The sequence below is a fragment of the Cutibacterium acnes genome (assembly GCF_003030305.1).
Lineage (GTDB): Bacteria > Actinomycetota > Actinomycetes > Propionibacteriales > Propionibacteriaceae > Cutibacterium > Cutibacterium acnes.
Genome location: NZ_CP023676.1, coordinates 1,568,083 through 1,583,635 on the forward strand (window position 1 = coordinate 1,568,083; position 15,553 = coordinate 1,583,635).

The following is a 15,553-nucleotide window of genomic DNA, read 5'->3' on the forward strand; positions in this document are numbered from 1 at the left end:
GACAAAGAACCCGCCTTACGGCGGGTTCCATCGTCAAACGCGGCGCTCAGCGGCTGACTCGACCAGCCTTGAGGCACGAAGTGCACACGTTCATGCGCTTATGCGTGCCGTTCTCGACGACACGGACGCGCTGAATGTTCGGGCTCCACCGGCGATTGGTCTTCTTCTTCGACCAGGGGACGTTGTGTCCGAAACCGGGGCGCTTAGCGCAGATGTCACACACAGCAGCCACTGGGAGATCTCCTGTTCAGGGCCGGGTGCAAGATGCACCCGACGCAATCGTTGGGTTCGGGGGTTCCTTCAGGAACTGGACAAGACTATACGTTGAAGCAGCCAGAACCCAAATCGGATTCGGGGAGCCGGCGACCACGCCTCAGATTTTGACGACGACAGGCACGATCATAGGTCGACGCCGCAGAGACCGCGATACCCACCGACCAATGGTCCGACGAACCACCTGTTGCAACCGGTGGGTATCGTCCATACCACCGGCCATCGCCTTCTCTAGCTCGGTGACGATCTGGTCGGTGATCTCCGCGAAGACCGAGTCGCCCTCGGCAAAACCACGCGCCTGGATCGCCGGGCGAGACACCACTGACGCCGAGCGGGTGTCGACCACGGTGACGACTGACAAGAATCCCTCCTCACCGAGGATACGGCGATCAGTGAGCGTGTCCTCGGTAAGCTCCCCCACCCCAGATCCGTCAACAAGGATGTACGAGGCATCGACCTTGCCAACAACTCGCGGTACTCCGTCAACAAGGTCAATAACCCCGCCGTCCTCGACAAGCACCACGTTGTTCTCATCGACACCGGTTGCTTTGGCCAGATCGGCATTAGCGACAAGATGACGCACCTCACCATGAATCGGCATCACAGCGCGTGGCCGCACGATGTTATACGCGTACAGCAGCTCTCCGGCTGCGGCATGGCCGGAAACGTGGACCAAAGCGTTGCCCTTATGTACCACGGCGGCGCCAAGCTTCGTCAGGCCATTAATCACTCGATAGACGGCATTCTCATTACCCGGGATGAGAGAGGATGCCAGCAAAACGGTATCTCCCTCCCCCACCTCGATGTCTCGGTGCTCTCGGTTGGCGATCCTTGCTAGGGCCGAAAGTGGCTCACCTTGGGACCCAGTGGAGATGATGACGACCTCGTTATCTCGGTAGTGGTCGAGGTCGCGCAGCTCGATGACGGTGTTCTCCGGCACGTCGAGGTAGCCCAGGTCCTGAGCAACAGCCATATTGCGGACCATTGAACGACCGACGTAGCAAACCTTGCGGTGATGACGCACGGCCATATTGAGCACTTGCTGGACGCGATGCACATGGGAGGCGAAGCAAGCCACAATAAGCTTCTTTTTCGCCTTCTCGAAGACCCTCTCGATAGCAGGCTCGATCTCAGTCTCGGACTTCACGAACCCCGGAACCTCGGCATTCGTGGAGTCAACCATGAACAGATCGACCCCCTCCTCACCGAGTCGCGCGAAGGCACGCAGATCGGTGATGCGTCCGTCTAGCGGAAGCTGGTCCATCTTGAAGTCGCCGGTGTTAATGAGAGTTCCGGCATCGGTGCGCACACACACTGCCAGAGCGTCAGGAATGGAGTGGTTAACGGCGATAAATTCCAGGTCAAACTGCTCGCCAACCTCAGCGACATCGCCCTCGTGAACAACATTGAGTTTGTAGCCCTTAATGCGGTGTTCACGCAGTTTCGCCTCGACCAGCGCCAGGGTCAGCTTAGAGCCGTAGATCGGGATATCGGGGCGACGTTTAAGCAGGTACGGCACCGCACCAATATGATCCTCGTGGCCATGTGTGAGCACCAGAGCCTTCACCTTGGCCAGCTTCTCCTCGTCGAGGTAGTCCAGCCCGGGAAGCAGTAAATCAACCCCGGGATGGTCGTCCTCTGGGAAGAGCACCCCGCAGTCAATGACGAGCATCTCCCCGTTGATTTCATAGCACGACATGTTGCGCCCAACATCCCCCAAGCCTCCGAGGGGGATGATGCGCAAAACGTCCGGTTGCAGGTCCGGAGGTGTCATCAGTCCAGTCTCAGCCACATCGTCCAGGTTATCGGTAGACGACGACAGTACTAGTACCCGCCATGCTCGAGCTCGCCACAGATCGGCCTGGTGACAGTAAGGTCTTTATTGGGGTGGATTGGGCATGCCAACAACAAAAGTATCGCCGCTAGGCAGTATTGGCATTGCTAAAGTCGCGCCAACGGCGACATCTTCTGGCGGGGCTTATGGATGTCGTCCCAGACCAACCGGGCAGGACGCCTTGTCCTGACTACCCAGCAATCCGTCATCCCGGGAACTATCGCCGACAATATCGAGTCCCTCCTCGACGACGAAGGTAATGAATCCTCCCACGACGGCAAAGGCGCTCGGAGCCACACATGTGATTCAGCTGGGCCGATACGTCTCCCGGATCACGTCCCATGAATCGACGAGGAGCCGCCACCTTGCGGTGACGGCCCCACCGAGTCGCGACGGTCAGAAGCGGGGAATGTTCCTCATATTGGACGTGGCCATCGACACCGCCTCACCAGCACCACGATTGAGCACAATCTTGCTCATGGCGGTGGCAAACCCGATCATCTGCTCGCCCTTGATCTCAGGCGGCAGGGACAAGGCGTTGGGGTCAGTGATCACCTCGACTAGGGCTGGACCGTCAAAATCCATAGCATCCGTTAGGGCACGGCGAATGTTGCGTGGGTCATCAACCCGCTCGGCGTGAAACCCAATCGCTTTGGCGAGACCTGCATAGTCGACGTCGTGGACGTCGGTACCGAAGTCAGGTAACCCATTCACGAGCATCTCCAGTTTGACCATGCCGAGAGTGGAGTTATTGAAGGCAACCACCTTGATCGGCAAGTTGAGCATACGCGCTGTCACGAGTTCTCCAAGGAGCATCGAGAGGCCGCCGTCACCGGACACCGAAATAACCTGACGCCCGGGGTGGGAAGCCTGGGCGCCAATGGCGTGCGGCAGGGCATTGGCCATCGATCCATGCAGGAAGGATCCGATAAGACGGCGGGTGCCAAGGGGATCGATATAACGAGCCGTCCACACATTGCACATACCAGTATCGGCAGTGAAGATGGCATCACGGTCAGCTACTTCATTGAGGACGTGCGCGACGTACTCGGGGTGGATCGGCTTCATGTGCTCGACATTGCGAGTGTACGAGCCGACCGGGGCCTTCATAATCTTGGCGTGGCGCTTAACTGCGGCCTTAAGGAATTTGTCATCATGCTGTTTCAGCAGCGGGGTGACGGCGTCGCAAAGGGCTTTAACATCGGCATGGATCGGGAAGGACACGTCAGTACGACGTCCTAGCTTCTCTGGACGGTTCTCAACCTGGACAGTGAGGGTATCAGGGAGGAACTGGTTGTAGGGGAAATCGGTTCCTAGCAGGATGAGAACATCGGCGTCATTCATGCCCTCGGCAGCAGCACCGTAGCCCAGCAAGCCGGTCATACCGACGTCAAAGGGGTTGTCGTATTGGATGAAGTCCTTACCACGCAGGGAGTGGCCGATAGGGGCCTTGAGCTTGTCGGCCAGAGCAAGGACCTCATCGTGAGCGCCCTCGACACCCGCGCCGGCAAAGATGGCGACTTTCCTGACGTCGTTAAGCAGCTTGACCAGTTGACGGACGTCCTCCGGGTTCGGCTCGATAGTCGGCCGACGACTCGGGATGAAAACCGGGGAGGGCGCTGCAGCCTTCTTGTCGGAAATGTCGCCGGGAAGGGTGATAACGGAGACGGTGCTACCAGCAACGGCATGGCGGATGGCCGAATTCATGACGCGCGGAGCCTGCTCCGGGGTAGAAACCAGCTCACAGTAGTCGGAGCACTCCACAAACAGACGGTCCGGGTGAGTCTCCTGGAAGTAGCTCATGCCGATCTGGACGCTAGGAACGTGAGATGCGATAGCCAACACCGGGACTTGGGAACGGTAGGCATCGAACAGACCATTGATGAGGTGCAGGTTGCCCGGCCCGCAGGAGCCCGCACATACCGCGAGCTCACCGGTCAAGGTCGCCTCTGCAGCGGCTGCGAAGGCCGCGGCCTCCTCGTGACGGACGTGCACCCAATCAATGCCGCCCTTGACGGAGCCGCCCGTCTTACGAACCGCATCGACGACCGGGTTGAGGGAGTCACCGACGATGCCGTAGATCCGCCGCACCCCCGCATCGAGGAGCTGTTGGACGAGCTGTTCGGCAACATTCATGAAAGGGACCTCCGCAGTACTGACGACATGGGACAAGCGGCCGACCGGCCGCATACCAGCATACGACTTATCGTCCTAGTCTCACCTCACTCTTCGCGCGAAGCGGATCACCGTCCCGTGAGGTCAGACAGTTTCACTTCGGTGCCAACCAGAGAGAAGTCGAGACCTTGTGGCGTCGCTTTAAGGGATTCATAATGCAGATTTCCCAGATTAGGAAGAGTAAACCGTGAGGTAATCCCTTCTAGGATCGGTTTGAGCAACACGTCAGGGATTGGGATGTCATCGAGGCTCGCCGACGGACTACTCAAGGTCACCCGCCGAGACGTGGCCTCGACCCCGGGTACGGCGGTAATACTGACGTCTACCCGAGCTCCCAATACCGACATCTCCCGCACGATCGTCACCCTGCCGGTTTCCCCGGCGTCGTCGTTATAGGTGATTTTTGCACCCGCCAACCGCGACAGCTCAGACCAGTCAACACGGCCAGAGGCTGACATCGTCTCGGCCACTGTCTGGGATTTCTCCCGGACGTGCCGAATTCCATTGGCATGAACGTCAACGTCATGGAAGGTCACCGTGGTGTCGTCTCTGGCCACAGTCGCCTTCGGAATGGTCGCATCAAGCCCTTGCAACTCGTCAGTGACTAGCGCTTTGAGGAAAGGACGGTTGTGAATCATCACCCCAATCGTCGAGGCATCGGCTCCCACGGACGTCGCAATAGTCGTTGCAATGTCCTTTTCAGCTCTCGCCCGAAATGTCTGATCGACAATCATTGCTGCGATCGCAAGCAACGCAACGACGACAATGGCAATCAGCCACTTAATAAAGCGATGGCGGCGGCGGTCACGGTCGACCGTCACCACCGTGTCAGAACCGGTCCGTGGCCTCGGCGGAAGTACCTGAGTCGGCTCGCTTGGCGTCATCGAGAACGTAGGACGCTCATTCAAGTCCCAGCAACCCTTCAATACCAACAGTCAGACCAGGACGATCCAGGACTCCGCGAACCCCCGTCAGGACACCCGACATGAAGGAGACTCGGTCCATGGAATCGTGTCGGATCGTGAGAGTCTCTCCCTCAGCTCCGAATAGCACCTCCTGGTGGGCGACGAGACCGCGTAGACGCACGCTATGGACGTGAACCCCCTCAACGACAGCTCCACGGGCTCCGTTGAGCTGACTCTTCGTTGCGTCCGGGACCTCTCCCAAACCGGCCTCTTGACGCGCTGCGGCAATCTTGGTCGCGGTTGTGCGGGCAGTACCGGAAGGCGCGTCAACCTTATTGGGGTGATGCAGCTCGACGATCTCCGCAGACTCGTAGAACCTTGCGGCCTGCTCGGCGAAGTGCATCATGAGGACAGCGCCGATAGAAAAGTTCGGGGCCACCAAGCAGCCGATATTCGGATGGTCGGCGAGCTGGTCGCGCAGAACCTGATACCGCTCATCGTCAAACCCAGTCGTGCCGACGACAGTGTTAATGTCATGGGAAATCGCCCATGACAGGTTATCCATAACGGCGTCCGGAGTGGTGAAGTCGACGATGACGTCGGCTCCCGAAGCGTCGGAACGGTCGCCACCGCTATCAACAGCCGCAACAAGCTCGGTGTCCTCAGCTTCCTCGACGGCCTGGCACACCGCAGTTCCCATACGTCCCTTGGCTCCGAACACAGCGACCTTAATCATCTGGACCTTCCTTCCTGACGACGGCACCTCTCCTGGCGCCCGAACCAGACTACCTAGCAAAGCTGACGTTCCTGGGCCATGTTCAATCCATGCGCAACGAACGGGCTGCCCCAGCACAATGCCGGGGCAGCCCGCAAACGTCAACTCCCTCAGTGAGAGTTACGACTCACTCATCAGCGTCGTCTTCGTCGGAAGCCAGCACCAAGGAGAGCTTGCCACGGTCATCGACCTCGGCGATCTCCACCTGGATCTTCTGACCGACCGACAGCACGTCCTCGACGGCCTCGACGCGTTTACCGTCGTTAAGGTCACGCATCTTGGAGATGTGCAACAGACCATCCTTGCCGGGCAGCAAAGAGACGAAAGCGCCAAAGCTCGTCGTCTTGACGACGGTGCCGAGGTAACGCTCACCGACCTCGGGCATCTGTGGGTTAGCGATCGCGTTAATCATCGAACGGGCAGACTCGGCCGAATCTCCGTTATCAGCCCCGATGAAAATCGTGCCATCGTCCTCAATAGAGATATTGGCGCCAGTGTCGTCCTGAATCTGGTTAATCATCTTGCCCTTGGGGCCGATGACCTCACCGATCTTGTCCACTGGGATGTGAACGGTAATGATGCGCGGAGCAGTCGGGGCCATTTCATCGGGAGAATCGATGGCCTCGTTCATCACCTCAAGGATCGCGGTGCGAGCCTCCTTAGCCTGCTTGAGAGCACCGGCGAGCACGTCGGCAGGGATCCCGTCGAGCTTGGTGTCCAGCTGCAGTGCAGTGACGAACTCGCTAGTACCGGCCACCTTAAAGTCCATGTCGCCGAGGGCGTCCTCAGCACCGAGGATGTCGGTGAGAGCCAGGTACTTGGTCTTGCCGTCCTCGTCAGTCTCGCTCATGAGGCCCATGGCGATTCCAGCGACCGAGGCGCGCAGCGGCACACCGGCATTGAGCAAGGCGAGGGTGGAGGCGCAAACCGACCCCATCGAGGTCGAACCATTAGAGCCAATAGCCTCGGAAACCTCGCGGATGGCGTAGGGGAACTCCTCGCGGGTCGGCAACACCGGAATGAGGGCCCGCTCGGCGAGGTTACCGTGACCAATCTCGCGACGCTTCGGGGAACCAACACGGCCGGTTTCACCGGTGGAGTACGGCGGCATGTTGTAGTTGTGCATGTACCGCCGGGTGTTTTCCGGGGAGAGGGTGTCAAGCTTTTGCTCCATATCGAGCATGTTGAGAGTCGACACGCCCAGAATCTGGGTCTCGCCGCGCTGGAACAGGGCTGAACCGTGGACCCGCGGAATAATGCCGACCTCAGCCGACAGGGAGCGGATATCACGCGGTCCACGACCGTCGATTCGCACGCCCTCGTCAAGGACGCGCTTGCGGACGATCTTTTTCATGACGGCCTTGAACGCTCCGGAAATCTCAGCCTCGCGTTCCGGGAACGTCTCAGCGAGCTCGGCCTTGATGCGGGCCTTGAGCTCGGACTCAGCCTCCTGACGCTCCAACTTCGCAGCAATCTGCTCGATGCGGGAGAGCTCGTCAGCAGCCTTCTCCTCGACGGCAGCGTAGACGTCATCCTCGTAGTCCTTGAAAACCGGGAAGTCGTAGGTCTCCTTAGGCAGCTTGGCAGCCAGAGCGACCTGAGCGTCACACAGCACCTTGATGAAAGGCTTGGCGGCCTCCAGACCGGTAGCGACGACTTCCTCCGTCGGAGCGGTGCGCCCGCCGCGCACGAGGCCCCAAGTAGCCGGGGTCGACTCTGCCTCAACCATCATGATGGCAACGTCGCCGTCGGCTAGCACACGACCAGCGACGACCATATCGAAGGTCGACTCCTTACGCTGATCGACGGAAGGGAAGCACACCCACTGGTCGTCGATGAGAGCCATCCGGACGCCACCAATCGGCCCGGAGAAGGGCAGACCAGCAAGCTGGGTGGACATCGAGGCGGCATTGATGGCGACGACGTCGTAGTAAACGGCCGGGTTGAGAGCCATGACAGTGACGACGACCTGGACCTCGTTACGCAGTCCCTTAACGAAGGACGGACGCAGCGGGCGGTCAATGAGGCGGCAGGCGAGGATGGCACCCTCGGACGGACGTCCCTCACGGCGGAAAAAGGAGCCGGGGATACGCCCGGCGGCATACATGCGCTCCTCGACGTCGACCGTCAGCGGGAAAAAGTCGATGGAATCGCGAGGAGTTTTAGCGGCCGTAGTGGCCGACAGCAGCATAGTGTCACCATCAAGGTAGACGGCGGCGGATCCATCCGCCTGCTGAGCCAGCAGTCCCGCCTCAAAACGGACGACATGCTTACCAAGCTTGCCGTTATCGATAATGGCCTCGGTGAACTCGAGTCCAGGTCCCTCCACAGGGATATCCTTTCGCAGGGCCGACCACCGCCCGCAGGCGCTCCACAAGGCGCCCCTTTAGAGACCACACCGGTCTTCGATCGAAGCCGCCGGGATCGCGCCCCGGTGGCCACTACCGAGGACCCATGTGTCATGGGGAGGCAGTCGACGGTTACAGTGATTCTTAGTGTGGTTATGAGTCTACGGCATCAGCGACCAATCCCACGAATTGCCGCGATGCACGCGGTGACCATCGCGGGTTCAGACGAGACCCGCGCATCGTGCGAACATAGCGAACGGGGCGCCCGTAAGGACACCCCGTCACATATGATCTAGAGCGCTCAGCGGCGCAGACCCAGACGAGCGATCAACTCACGGTAGTGCTCAATATCATTCTTCGCGATGTAATTGAGCAACCGGCGACGCTGACCAACCATAAGCATCAGGCCACGACGAGAATGGTGATCGCCCTTATGAACCTTAAGATGCTCAGTGAGCTCGGCAATGCGCTTGGTGAGGATGGCAACCTGAACATCGGGGGAACCCGTGTCTCCAGGATGGGTCGCGTACTCTTCAATGATCTTCTTTTTCTCGGCAGCATCCATCTCAGTAGGTCCCTTTCTGTCCGTTGCGCGGCGTCCCCGACGCTCTTACTGCAGGAGACTCTTCCAAGGCCGCGGCCGTTCTGACGGCAACTGGGAGAGAATATCAACTCTGCCCATTAGGCGCGAATCCTGATGCGAGATGAGATATTGCCGACCGAGGAGAAGCCCCCAAAGAAATTCCACGCTCAGCGGGCTCAACTGACGCCCCAAGAGAACCGGACCCGCCCAGGCCGCACCCCTCAGGACAAAACTCGCTTGGCTGTCTCGACATCGTCGGCCATCTGAGAGATCAATGGCTCAATCCCATCGAACTTGATCTGGCCGCGCAGCCTCTCAGCGAAGGTCACCGTGATGTCCACCCCGTACAGCTCCAGGTCATCACGATCAATGACGTAGGTCTCGACGCGACGCTCGACCCCATCGAAAGTCGGATTGGTGCCCACCGAAATTGCCGATGGAAGTCGACGGCCAGCGTCCGGACCGCTGGTGGGCTCCAACCATCCGGCGTACACACCGTCGGCGGGAACAGCGCGGTCCTGGGGCACCACGAGGTTGGCCGTCGGGAATCCGAGTTCACGTCCACGCTGGTCACCCATGACGACAACCCCACCAACCTCGAAGGGCCTGCCCAGCAGTTCTGCTGCCTCGGTGACCTTACCTGCAGCGACGACCTCGCGTACCCGGGTTGACGATACCGTCACCCCCGAGATAGCCACGAGGTCCATGGCGTGCACCTGGAAGCAGCCGTGTTCGGCCAAAGCATCTGGCGTACCTACCGCGTGACGTCCAAAGCGGAAATTCTGACCCACCAGCACATGCCTGGGCTGTAAGGGTCCGAGCACCCGCTCAACAAACGCCGCAGGAGCCCAACTGGCAATCTCGGTAGTGAAATTGACTACGCGCACTTCGCTGGCGCCGGCATCCTTGAGCCACTCGATCCGTCGCTCCAGCGAGCACAGCAAGGCCGGGGCCTGATCAGGAGCCACAACGGTCAGCGGATGGGGCCAGAAAGTGACGACGACGACGTAGCCGTCCGGATCCAGCCTCTTAGCCTCTTGAACCAGGGCCTGGTGGCCTCGATGCACACCATCGAAGTTTCCGATGACTACAGTCGACGATTCCTCGGGAACAGACACGTTGAGCAGTCTATGGTGCGAATCCGGTTGAACCCGAATCCGACCGAGCGTGCTTCCCTCACCCAATCCGTAAAGGGCAGCGACAGCCAGGAGACTGAATACCGTGGTCGGCAACGGGCTGCCGCACGGGCGGCCCGTATCGATGTCTGACTTACTTCTCGGCGAGTTGGCCAGTCTTGAACTTGTCAACCCAGTCGTTGTTACGTGAGATCCATTCTTCGACGGCCTTTTCCTGGTTCTTGCCACCGTACTTGTCCGCAGAGAACATAGTGTCCTCGAGATCGGAAAGCTTGTTGTCGTCAAAGGCCATATTGCGCACCAACTGGGCCACCTTCGGAAAGTCCTGCTCAAAGCCCGGACGGCCGAAACTGTAGATCACCTCAGCATTGCCCATAGCCTTCTTGGGATCCTTCAAGTCGCGGACCGGGAAGGCACCGTAGGCCCAGTGCGGGCGCCACAGGGTCACTGCGATGTCCTGACCAGCGCTGGTGGATTTCTTAAGTTGGGCCAGCATGGCCGGGGTTGATGAAATCTTGAAGTTGAGATTCTTCAACCCATATTTCGGGATGGCCGAGTCCTTGGTCGCCTTGGTCAAACCAGCACCAGCCTCAATCCCATACAAAGTATTGTCGTACTCATCGCCCATGGTTTTGAGGTCCCCGATAGTACGGGCCTTGGAATCCTTATTGACCGCAATAGTCAATTTGGCGTTGTCGTACCAACAGCCAAGGTTCTCCATCTTGTCGCCATACCGCTTTACGTAATCGGCATGAGTCACCGGCAGCCAGCCGTCAGTAAGGAGGTCGATATCCCCGGCGACAAGTCCGGCATAGCCTGGGCCAGCGTCGAAGCCCTTGATCGTCACCTTGTATCCGTCCTTCTCCAGGACGTTCTTCATAATCCCGGCAGTCGCGAAGGACTCATCCCAACCGTTGAAGGCACCAATGGTGATGTCCTTCTTGCCGTCGGCCTTCATGGAAGTGGTGTCCTTCGACCCATGACCAGGGGTGCAATCGGCCCACTTCGTGTTGACGTTGTCAGAACCGACGTCGGAGCCACCGGATTCCCCGTTTCCACTGTTAGTGGCACCACACCCAGATAGAGCCAGGGCCCCGACCGTCAGGGCGGATGCCACGGCGATGACCTTGCGTCGAACCATGCTTCTGCTCATCGGTACTTCCTCGTGTTCATGTGCATTGACTCAGCTCGCCCGCTGCGCCCGGGCGAGCGGAGTGCGATTGGCTAGTCCGTTGGTGATGCGGTCTAGGTATACAGCGACGATAACCACCGCCAAGCCAGCCTCCATGCCTAGACCAATATCAACTTGAGACAGGGCTGCGACGACGTCACCGCCGAGGCCACCAGCACCGACCATGCCCGAGAGCACAACCATGGACAGGGCCAGCATGATGACCTGGTTAACACCGGCCATCACCGTCGGCATAGCTAGCGGCATCTGAATACGCCACAGGATGTGACGGGGGCTAGCACCGAATGCGGCGCCGGCCTCAACGGTCTCAGTGTCGACTCCACGGATGCCCAGCTCGGTGAACCGCACTCCCGGCGGCAGCGCGAAGATGATGGTCGCGATGGCACCGGGCACCTGTCCAATACCGAAGAGCACGATGACCGGAACCAGGTATGCCAAAGAAGGCATCGTTTGCATAAAGTCGAGGATCGGTTTGATGATGGCCGAGAATCGCTTCGACTTGGCCGCCCAGATACCCAATGGGATTGCCAGGATAAGGGCCAGGATGACCGCAACCACCACTAAAGCGAGGGTTTGCATGGTGTTGTTCCACTGGTCCATGGATCTCACCAGATAGAAACCGATGAGGGCAAACAGGCCCACTCTCCAGTTGGCGCAGGCCCAACCGATAGCGGCAAAGACCACCATCATGACTAGGTATAACGGTTTGGACAGCACCAGATTGAGACCGTGGTACATGCCACCGATGACAACGTTTGTGAACGTGATGAGCCAGTCAAAGGCGTTCTGGAACCAGTCAAAGAAGGTCTCGATCCAGCTACCGAGCGGAATTCGAGGGTTAGCGAAATTGAAGCCCATGGCGATCAGGCCTCCTTCTCGATCGTCGCAATTTGGTCAGCCGGCGGAAGACCGACCGGGTTACCGGTATCCCTGATAATGGGAAGCTTTCCGGTGTTCTCCAAGGACATGACAGATCCCTCTCCTGCCTCGTCGCGAGCTCGTGACATCGCGTCGAGCAGGGTCACCCGAGAGATGACACCCATGAGGTGGAAGTCCTCGTCGACAACGGCCAACGGCACCCTGGCGTTGCTGGTCGGAGCGAAGAGCTCGGACAACGGAGTGTCGGTCCGCGCCGTGAGGATGCCGCTAGTTTCCACCGCGTCAGCAATACTGCGATCTCCGCGGCGAGCAGCCTCGATGACCTCTTGATCGCCGACCGTGCCAAGCAAACGACGATGCTCATCGACAACGAAGACGCCAGCCCACTCGCGCTGGTCCAGGATCCGCTGAACTCGTCGAGGTTCTGCCGACCGAGAGACAACAGCCTCAGTGGGACGCATGACGGCTGACGCGGTGAGCACTCGGCTGCGGTCGACGTCCTGAACAAAGTCCGCAACGTAGTCGTCAGCGGGTTGAGTAAGGATCTCATCGGAAGTACCGATCTGGGCGACACGACCATTGCGCATCACGGCGATGTGATCGCCCAGGTACATGGCCTCATTGAGGTCGTGGGTAATGAAGATGATGGTCTTATTGAGAGCGCCCTGCAGCTCGAGAAGCTGATCCTGCATTTCGCGACGAATAAGCGGATCAAGGGCCGAAGAAGCCTCATCCATGAGCAGGATGTCGGTCTCGGCTGCGAGTGCACGAGCCAGACCAACTCGCTGCTGCATGCCACCGGAAAGCTGATGAGGATACTTGTCTCCCCACCCATTAAGACCGACAGTGTTCAGCCACTCGTTGGCCTTCTCAAGGCGTTCCTTCTGCTTGAGCTTGCCTTGCAACTTCAGCCCGTAGGCCGCATTTTCACGCACAGTAAGATGAGGAAGTAGTGCGAAGTGCTGAAAAACCATCGAGACGTGGTCGCGACGCAGCGCCCGTAACTGAGCGTCATTCATGTCAGAAACGACCTTGCCGGCAACCTCAACGGTACCCTCAGATGGGGACCACAGCCCATTAATCATCCTAATGAGGGTGGACTTTCCGGATCCCGACAGTCCCATGACGACGAAGGTCTCCCCCTTAGCGACCTCAAAGCTCACGTCGATGACAGCCGCGGTGCCGAGAGAGGCGAGTTCTTCTCGAGACTCCCCTGCCTTGAGTCTTTCGATTACTTGTCGCTCATTTTTACCGAAAACCTTGTACAGGTGGGATGCTCGAACTAAATCCACGTCGTACGGCACCTTTCGTATGGACGATTTGGAAATAACCCAGGCGACACAAAACGCCACGGCCTCACGTCACGGCGACATCGATCACCGAAATGGCGGGCCGACATCGGCGCAAATCAACCATTTGATGGTATCACGCTATATCTATGTATGCAAATTCGAATATTCTTATTCATAACAATACGAATTGTTATGAAATGTTTACAACAATGCTAGAAATACGCGTCTATGTGTGAGTAATATCGCCCGGCGCGCCAAAGATTACTTCGACCATGACTATGCAGTTGAGCGTATCATGGCGCGCTCTATCCAAAGTGGTGTGACGGCGTCGTCACACCAGCACACATATTGCGCGACTCTGGCCATCTTTCTCGTCATCCGGACGATATAGGGCCAACAATTCACCAGTTTCCGCAATTATTGCGGTCACTTCCGCCGGCACCGTGAAACTTAGACGTCGACCCACCCGGATAGCAGCTGCTTGGTCCGCAGTGACGTGAACAACGGGGAAACTGAGTGCAGCGGCCTCAGCCATTGTCATCGGGGTGGGTGTGACGGCGTCCTGCGCGAAAATATCTACACAGGCAGCGGTGAGATCGAACGGGCCGACGCGAGTACGACGCAGGGCGGTGAGATGTCCCCCGACTCCAAGATCCGCACCGACGTCACGAGCCAGCGCCCGCACGTAGGTTCCCGAGGAGCACGTAGCCTCGACGTCGACGTCAATTACCTGACCGTGACGTCGAATAGCAATAGCCTCAAACCGAGAAACGGTGACAGCGCGCGGCCGTAGGACGACGTCCTCACCAGCACGCACCTTGGCGTAGGCCCGACGGCCGTTAACCTTGATCGCGCTGACGGCAGCGGGAACCTGTTGGATCTCTCCTGTCTGACGCACCATAGCGGCGTGAATGGCCCTGTCGTCGATTGCGGAAGCGTCGGTGGTCACAGTGACGTCCCCCTCGGCGTCATCGGTGACAGTGCCCACCCCTAGCCTCACGGTGGCGGTGTAGTCCTTATCATGCAGAGACAAGTGACCCAACAGGCGAGTCGCGCGATTGACCCCAACGACGAGGACGCCGCTGGCCATCGGGTCAAGAGTTCCAGCGTGGCCGACCTTGCGAGTACCCATGAGGCGCCGCACCCGCCCAACCACCTGGTGAGACGTGACGCCGGCAGGTTTGTCAACGACGAGGACGCCAGACTGGAGAGTATCCATCGGAGCCAGTATCCCGACTCAGGAGGGCTTCAACAAGCTGGTCTGCCCAAAGTCACGCGGTGATCATGTACAGGGCCATTTTCGAGGCCTCAACTGCCCTGACCGCGTGGGGCAGGCGTGTTGTGAAGTGCACTATGCCCCCAGGGTTCAGAGTCACGGTGCGCCCCTCGGCAGTGATTTCGAGCTGACCTTCAAGAGCCTCGACGATGACGGGCATCGCGGCAGTGTGCTCCGACAGCTCCTCTCCGGCAGCAAAGGAGAACAGGACGATGTTCACCCCCTCGGCTCGCATGACAGTTTTGGAAACAGTTGACCCGTCAGAGTAATCAATCTGGGCGGCGAGGTTTTCGATGAACCCGAGGTTGTTCGTTTCCGTCATGGGGTATCCCTTCATGGTCATTGCTGTGGCGGAGTGATCATTATGATCCACCCGCAGCGAGCACGGTCCCGGCACGATGGTTGCGGGCGAAGAAGCCCCGCATCGTCAAGACACTCACGCACCATATCAGGATCGCCTTACCTTCGTGATCGGCACCGTCGTCGAAACCAGCGAAGCCGAGGCACGTTATCCACCACCATGTAGAACGATAATCGACGAGGGGCTTCTCACTGACGTCAACAATGCGTTTCGATTCGACTCACCAACTGCGCAACGGGCGTCGAACACGGAAGGACTACTCCGGTAACAGCATCAATCCACCTAGCGCAGCGAGCAGTCGGTGGAGCGAGGCCAATCCGGTAGAGGCGTCATAGCGGCGTAGATGTCGCAACGGTACCCCAAGTGGTTGTTGGTCGATTCGATGCTAATTTGATCGTTACCTCAGAGGGGTGCAACCGAACAAACACCCAGCGGAAATACTTACAAGATCTGCTCTCGCATCAATCACCTATCCGTCTCGCAATCTGAGTCCTGACCTTCTGGGCACGATCGCACCTCAATGC

The 15,553-nt window shown here is 58.8% G+C and carries 14 protein-coding genes and 1 pseudogene; all 15 read right to left on the reverse strand.

Features of this window, described 5'->3' with window-relative positions:
* Positions 1–46: 46 nt before the first annotated feature.
* The 15 genes and pseudogenes from rpmB to CPA42_RS08030 all read right to left on the reverse strand — a co-directional run bounded on the left by rpmB (position 47) and on the right by CPA42_RS08030 (position 15,278).
* Positions 47–232, reverse strand: a complete 186-nt coding sequence (rpmB, locus tag CPA42_RS07960; protein WP_002514277.1) for a 50S ribosomal protein L28 — start codon at positions 230–232, stop codon at positions 47–49.
* A gap of 141 nt (positions 233–373) precedes the next feature.
* On the reverse strand, positions 374–2,047 hold the full coding sequence (locus CPA42_RS07965; protein ID WP_002519313.1) for a ribonuclease J: 1,674 nt from the start codon (positions 2,045–2,047) through the stop codon (positions 374–376).
* A gap of 204 nt (positions 2,048–2,251) precedes the next feature.
* Complete coding sequence (locus CPA42_RS12745) at positions 2,252–2,404, reverse strand: hypothetical protein (protein WP_002519312.1); 153 nt, start codon at positions 2,402–2,404, stop codon at positions 2,252–2,254.
* Between the two features lie 99 nt (positions 2,405–2,503).
* Positions 2,504–4,297, reverse strand: coding sequence for a pyruvate dehydrogenase (locus tag CPA42_RS07970; RefSeq protein ID WP_002519311.1), 1,794 nt, complete (start codon positions 4,295–4,297; stop codon positions 2,504–2,506).
* 53 nt (positions 4,298–4,350) lie between these two features.
* Entirely contained in the window at positions 4,351–5,166 is an 816-nt protein-coding gene (locus tag CPA42_RS07975) for an LmeA family phospholipid-binding protein (RefSeq protein ID WP_002519310.1), read from the reverse strand.
* 16 nt (positions 5,167–5,182) lie between these two features.
* Complete coding sequence (dapB, locus tag CPA42_RS07980; RefSeq protein ID WP_002516882.1) at positions 5,183–5,923, reverse strand: 4-hydroxy-tetrahydrodipicolinate reductase; 741 nt, start codon at positions 5,921–5,923, stop codon at positions 5,183–5,185.
* 166 nt (positions 5,924–6,089) lie between these two features.
* Positions 6,090–8,291, reverse strand: coding sequence for a polyribonucleotide nucleotidyltransferase (locus tag CPA42_RS07985; RefSeq protein ID WP_002516891.1), 2,202 nt, complete (start codon positions 8,289–8,291; stop codon positions 6,090–6,092).
* 320 nt (positions 8,292–8,611) lie between these two features.
* The gene (gene rpsO, locus CPA42_RS07995) at positions 8,612–8,875 is read right to left on the reverse strand and encodes a 30S ribosomal protein S15 (protein ID WP_002514283.1); all 264 of its coding nucleotides are present in this window, start codon (positions 8,873–8,875) and stop codon (positions 8,612–8,614) included.
* 239 nt (positions 8,876–9,114) lie between these two features.
* Complete coding sequence (locus CPA42_RS08000) at positions 9,115–10,125, reverse strand: bifunctional riboflavin kinase/FAD synthetase (RefSeq protein ID WP_002519309.1); 1,011 nt, start codon at positions 10,123–10,125, stop codon at positions 9,115–9,117.
* 37 nt (positions 10,126–10,162) lie between these two features.
* Entirely contained in the window at positions 10,163–11,170 is a 1,008-nt protein-coding gene (locus CPA42_RS08005) for a glycine betaine ABC transporter substrate-binding protein (protein ID WP_002516964.1), read from the reverse strand.
* A 42-nt stretch (positions 11,171–11,212) separates the two neighbouring features.
* Entirely contained in the window at positions 11,213–12,079 is an 867-nt protein-coding gene (locus tag CPA42_RS08010; protein ID WP_002516879.1) for an ABC transporter permease, read from the reverse strand.
* Between the two features lie 5 nt (positions 12,080–12,084).
* Positions 12,085–13,404, reverse strand: coding sequence for a quaternary amine ABC transporter ATP-binding protein (locus CPA42_RS08015; protein WP_002519307.1), 1,320 nt, complete (start codon positions 13,402–13,404; stop codon positions 12,085–12,087).
* Positions 13,405–13,723: 319 nt separating this feature from the next.
* Entirely contained in the window at positions 13,724–14,611 is an 888-nt protein-coding gene (gene truB / locus CPA42_RS08020; protein WP_002516896.1) for a tRNA pseudouridine(55) synthase TruB, read from the reverse strand.
* 52 nt (positions 14,612–14,663) lie between these two features.
* Complete coding sequence (locus tag CPA42_RS08025; RefSeq protein ID WP_002519306.1) at positions 14,664–15,011, reverse strand: cupin domain-containing protein; 348 nt, start codon at positions 15,009–15,011, stop codon at positions 14,664–14,666.
* A gap of 19 nt (positions 15,012–15,030) precedes the next feature.
* A pseudogene (locus tag CPA42_RS08030) lies at positions 15,031–15,278 on the reverse strand (hypothetical protein).
* Positions 15,279–15,553 lie beyond the last annotated feature (275 nt).

Bases quoted from the DNA above. Each gene is read 5' to 3' on its own strand.
- CPA42_RS07965 (WP_002519313.1), bottom strand. From the start codon at position 2,047: ATGACACCTCCGGACCTGCAACCGGACGTTTTGCGCATCATCCCCCTC.
- CPA42_RS07970 (WP_002519311.1), bottom strand. From the start codon at position 4,297: ATGCGGCCGGTCGGCCGCTTGTCCCATGTCGTCAGTACTGCGGAGGTC.
- CPA42_RS07975 (WP_002519310.1), bottom strand. From the start codon at position 5,166: ATGACGCCAAGCGAGCCGACTCAGGTACTTCCGCCGAGGCCACGGACC.
- dapB (WP_002516882.1), bottom strand. From the start codon at position 5,923: ATGATTAAGGTCGCTGTGTTCGGAGCCAAGGGACGTATGGGAACTGCG.
- rpsO (WP_002514283.1), bottom strand. From the start codon at position 8,875: ATGGATGCTGCCGAGAAAAAGAAGATCATTGAAGAGTACGCGACCCAT.
- CPA42_RS08005 (WP_002516964.1), bottom strand. From the start codon at position 11,170: ATGGTTCGACGCAAGGTCATCGCCGTGGCATCCGCCCTGACGGTCGGG.
- CPA42_RS08010 (WP_002516879.1), bottom strand. From the start codon at position 12,079: ATGGGCTTCAATTTCGCTAACCCTCGAATTCCGCTCGGTAGCTGGATC.
- truB (WP_002516896.1), bottom strand. From the start codon at position 14,611: ATGGATACTCTCCAGTCTGGCGTCCTCGTCGTTGACAAACCTGCCGGC.
- CPA42_RS08025 (WP_002519306.1), bottom strand. From the start codon at position 15,011: ATGACCATGAAGGGATACCCCATGACGGAAACGAACAACCTCGGGTTC.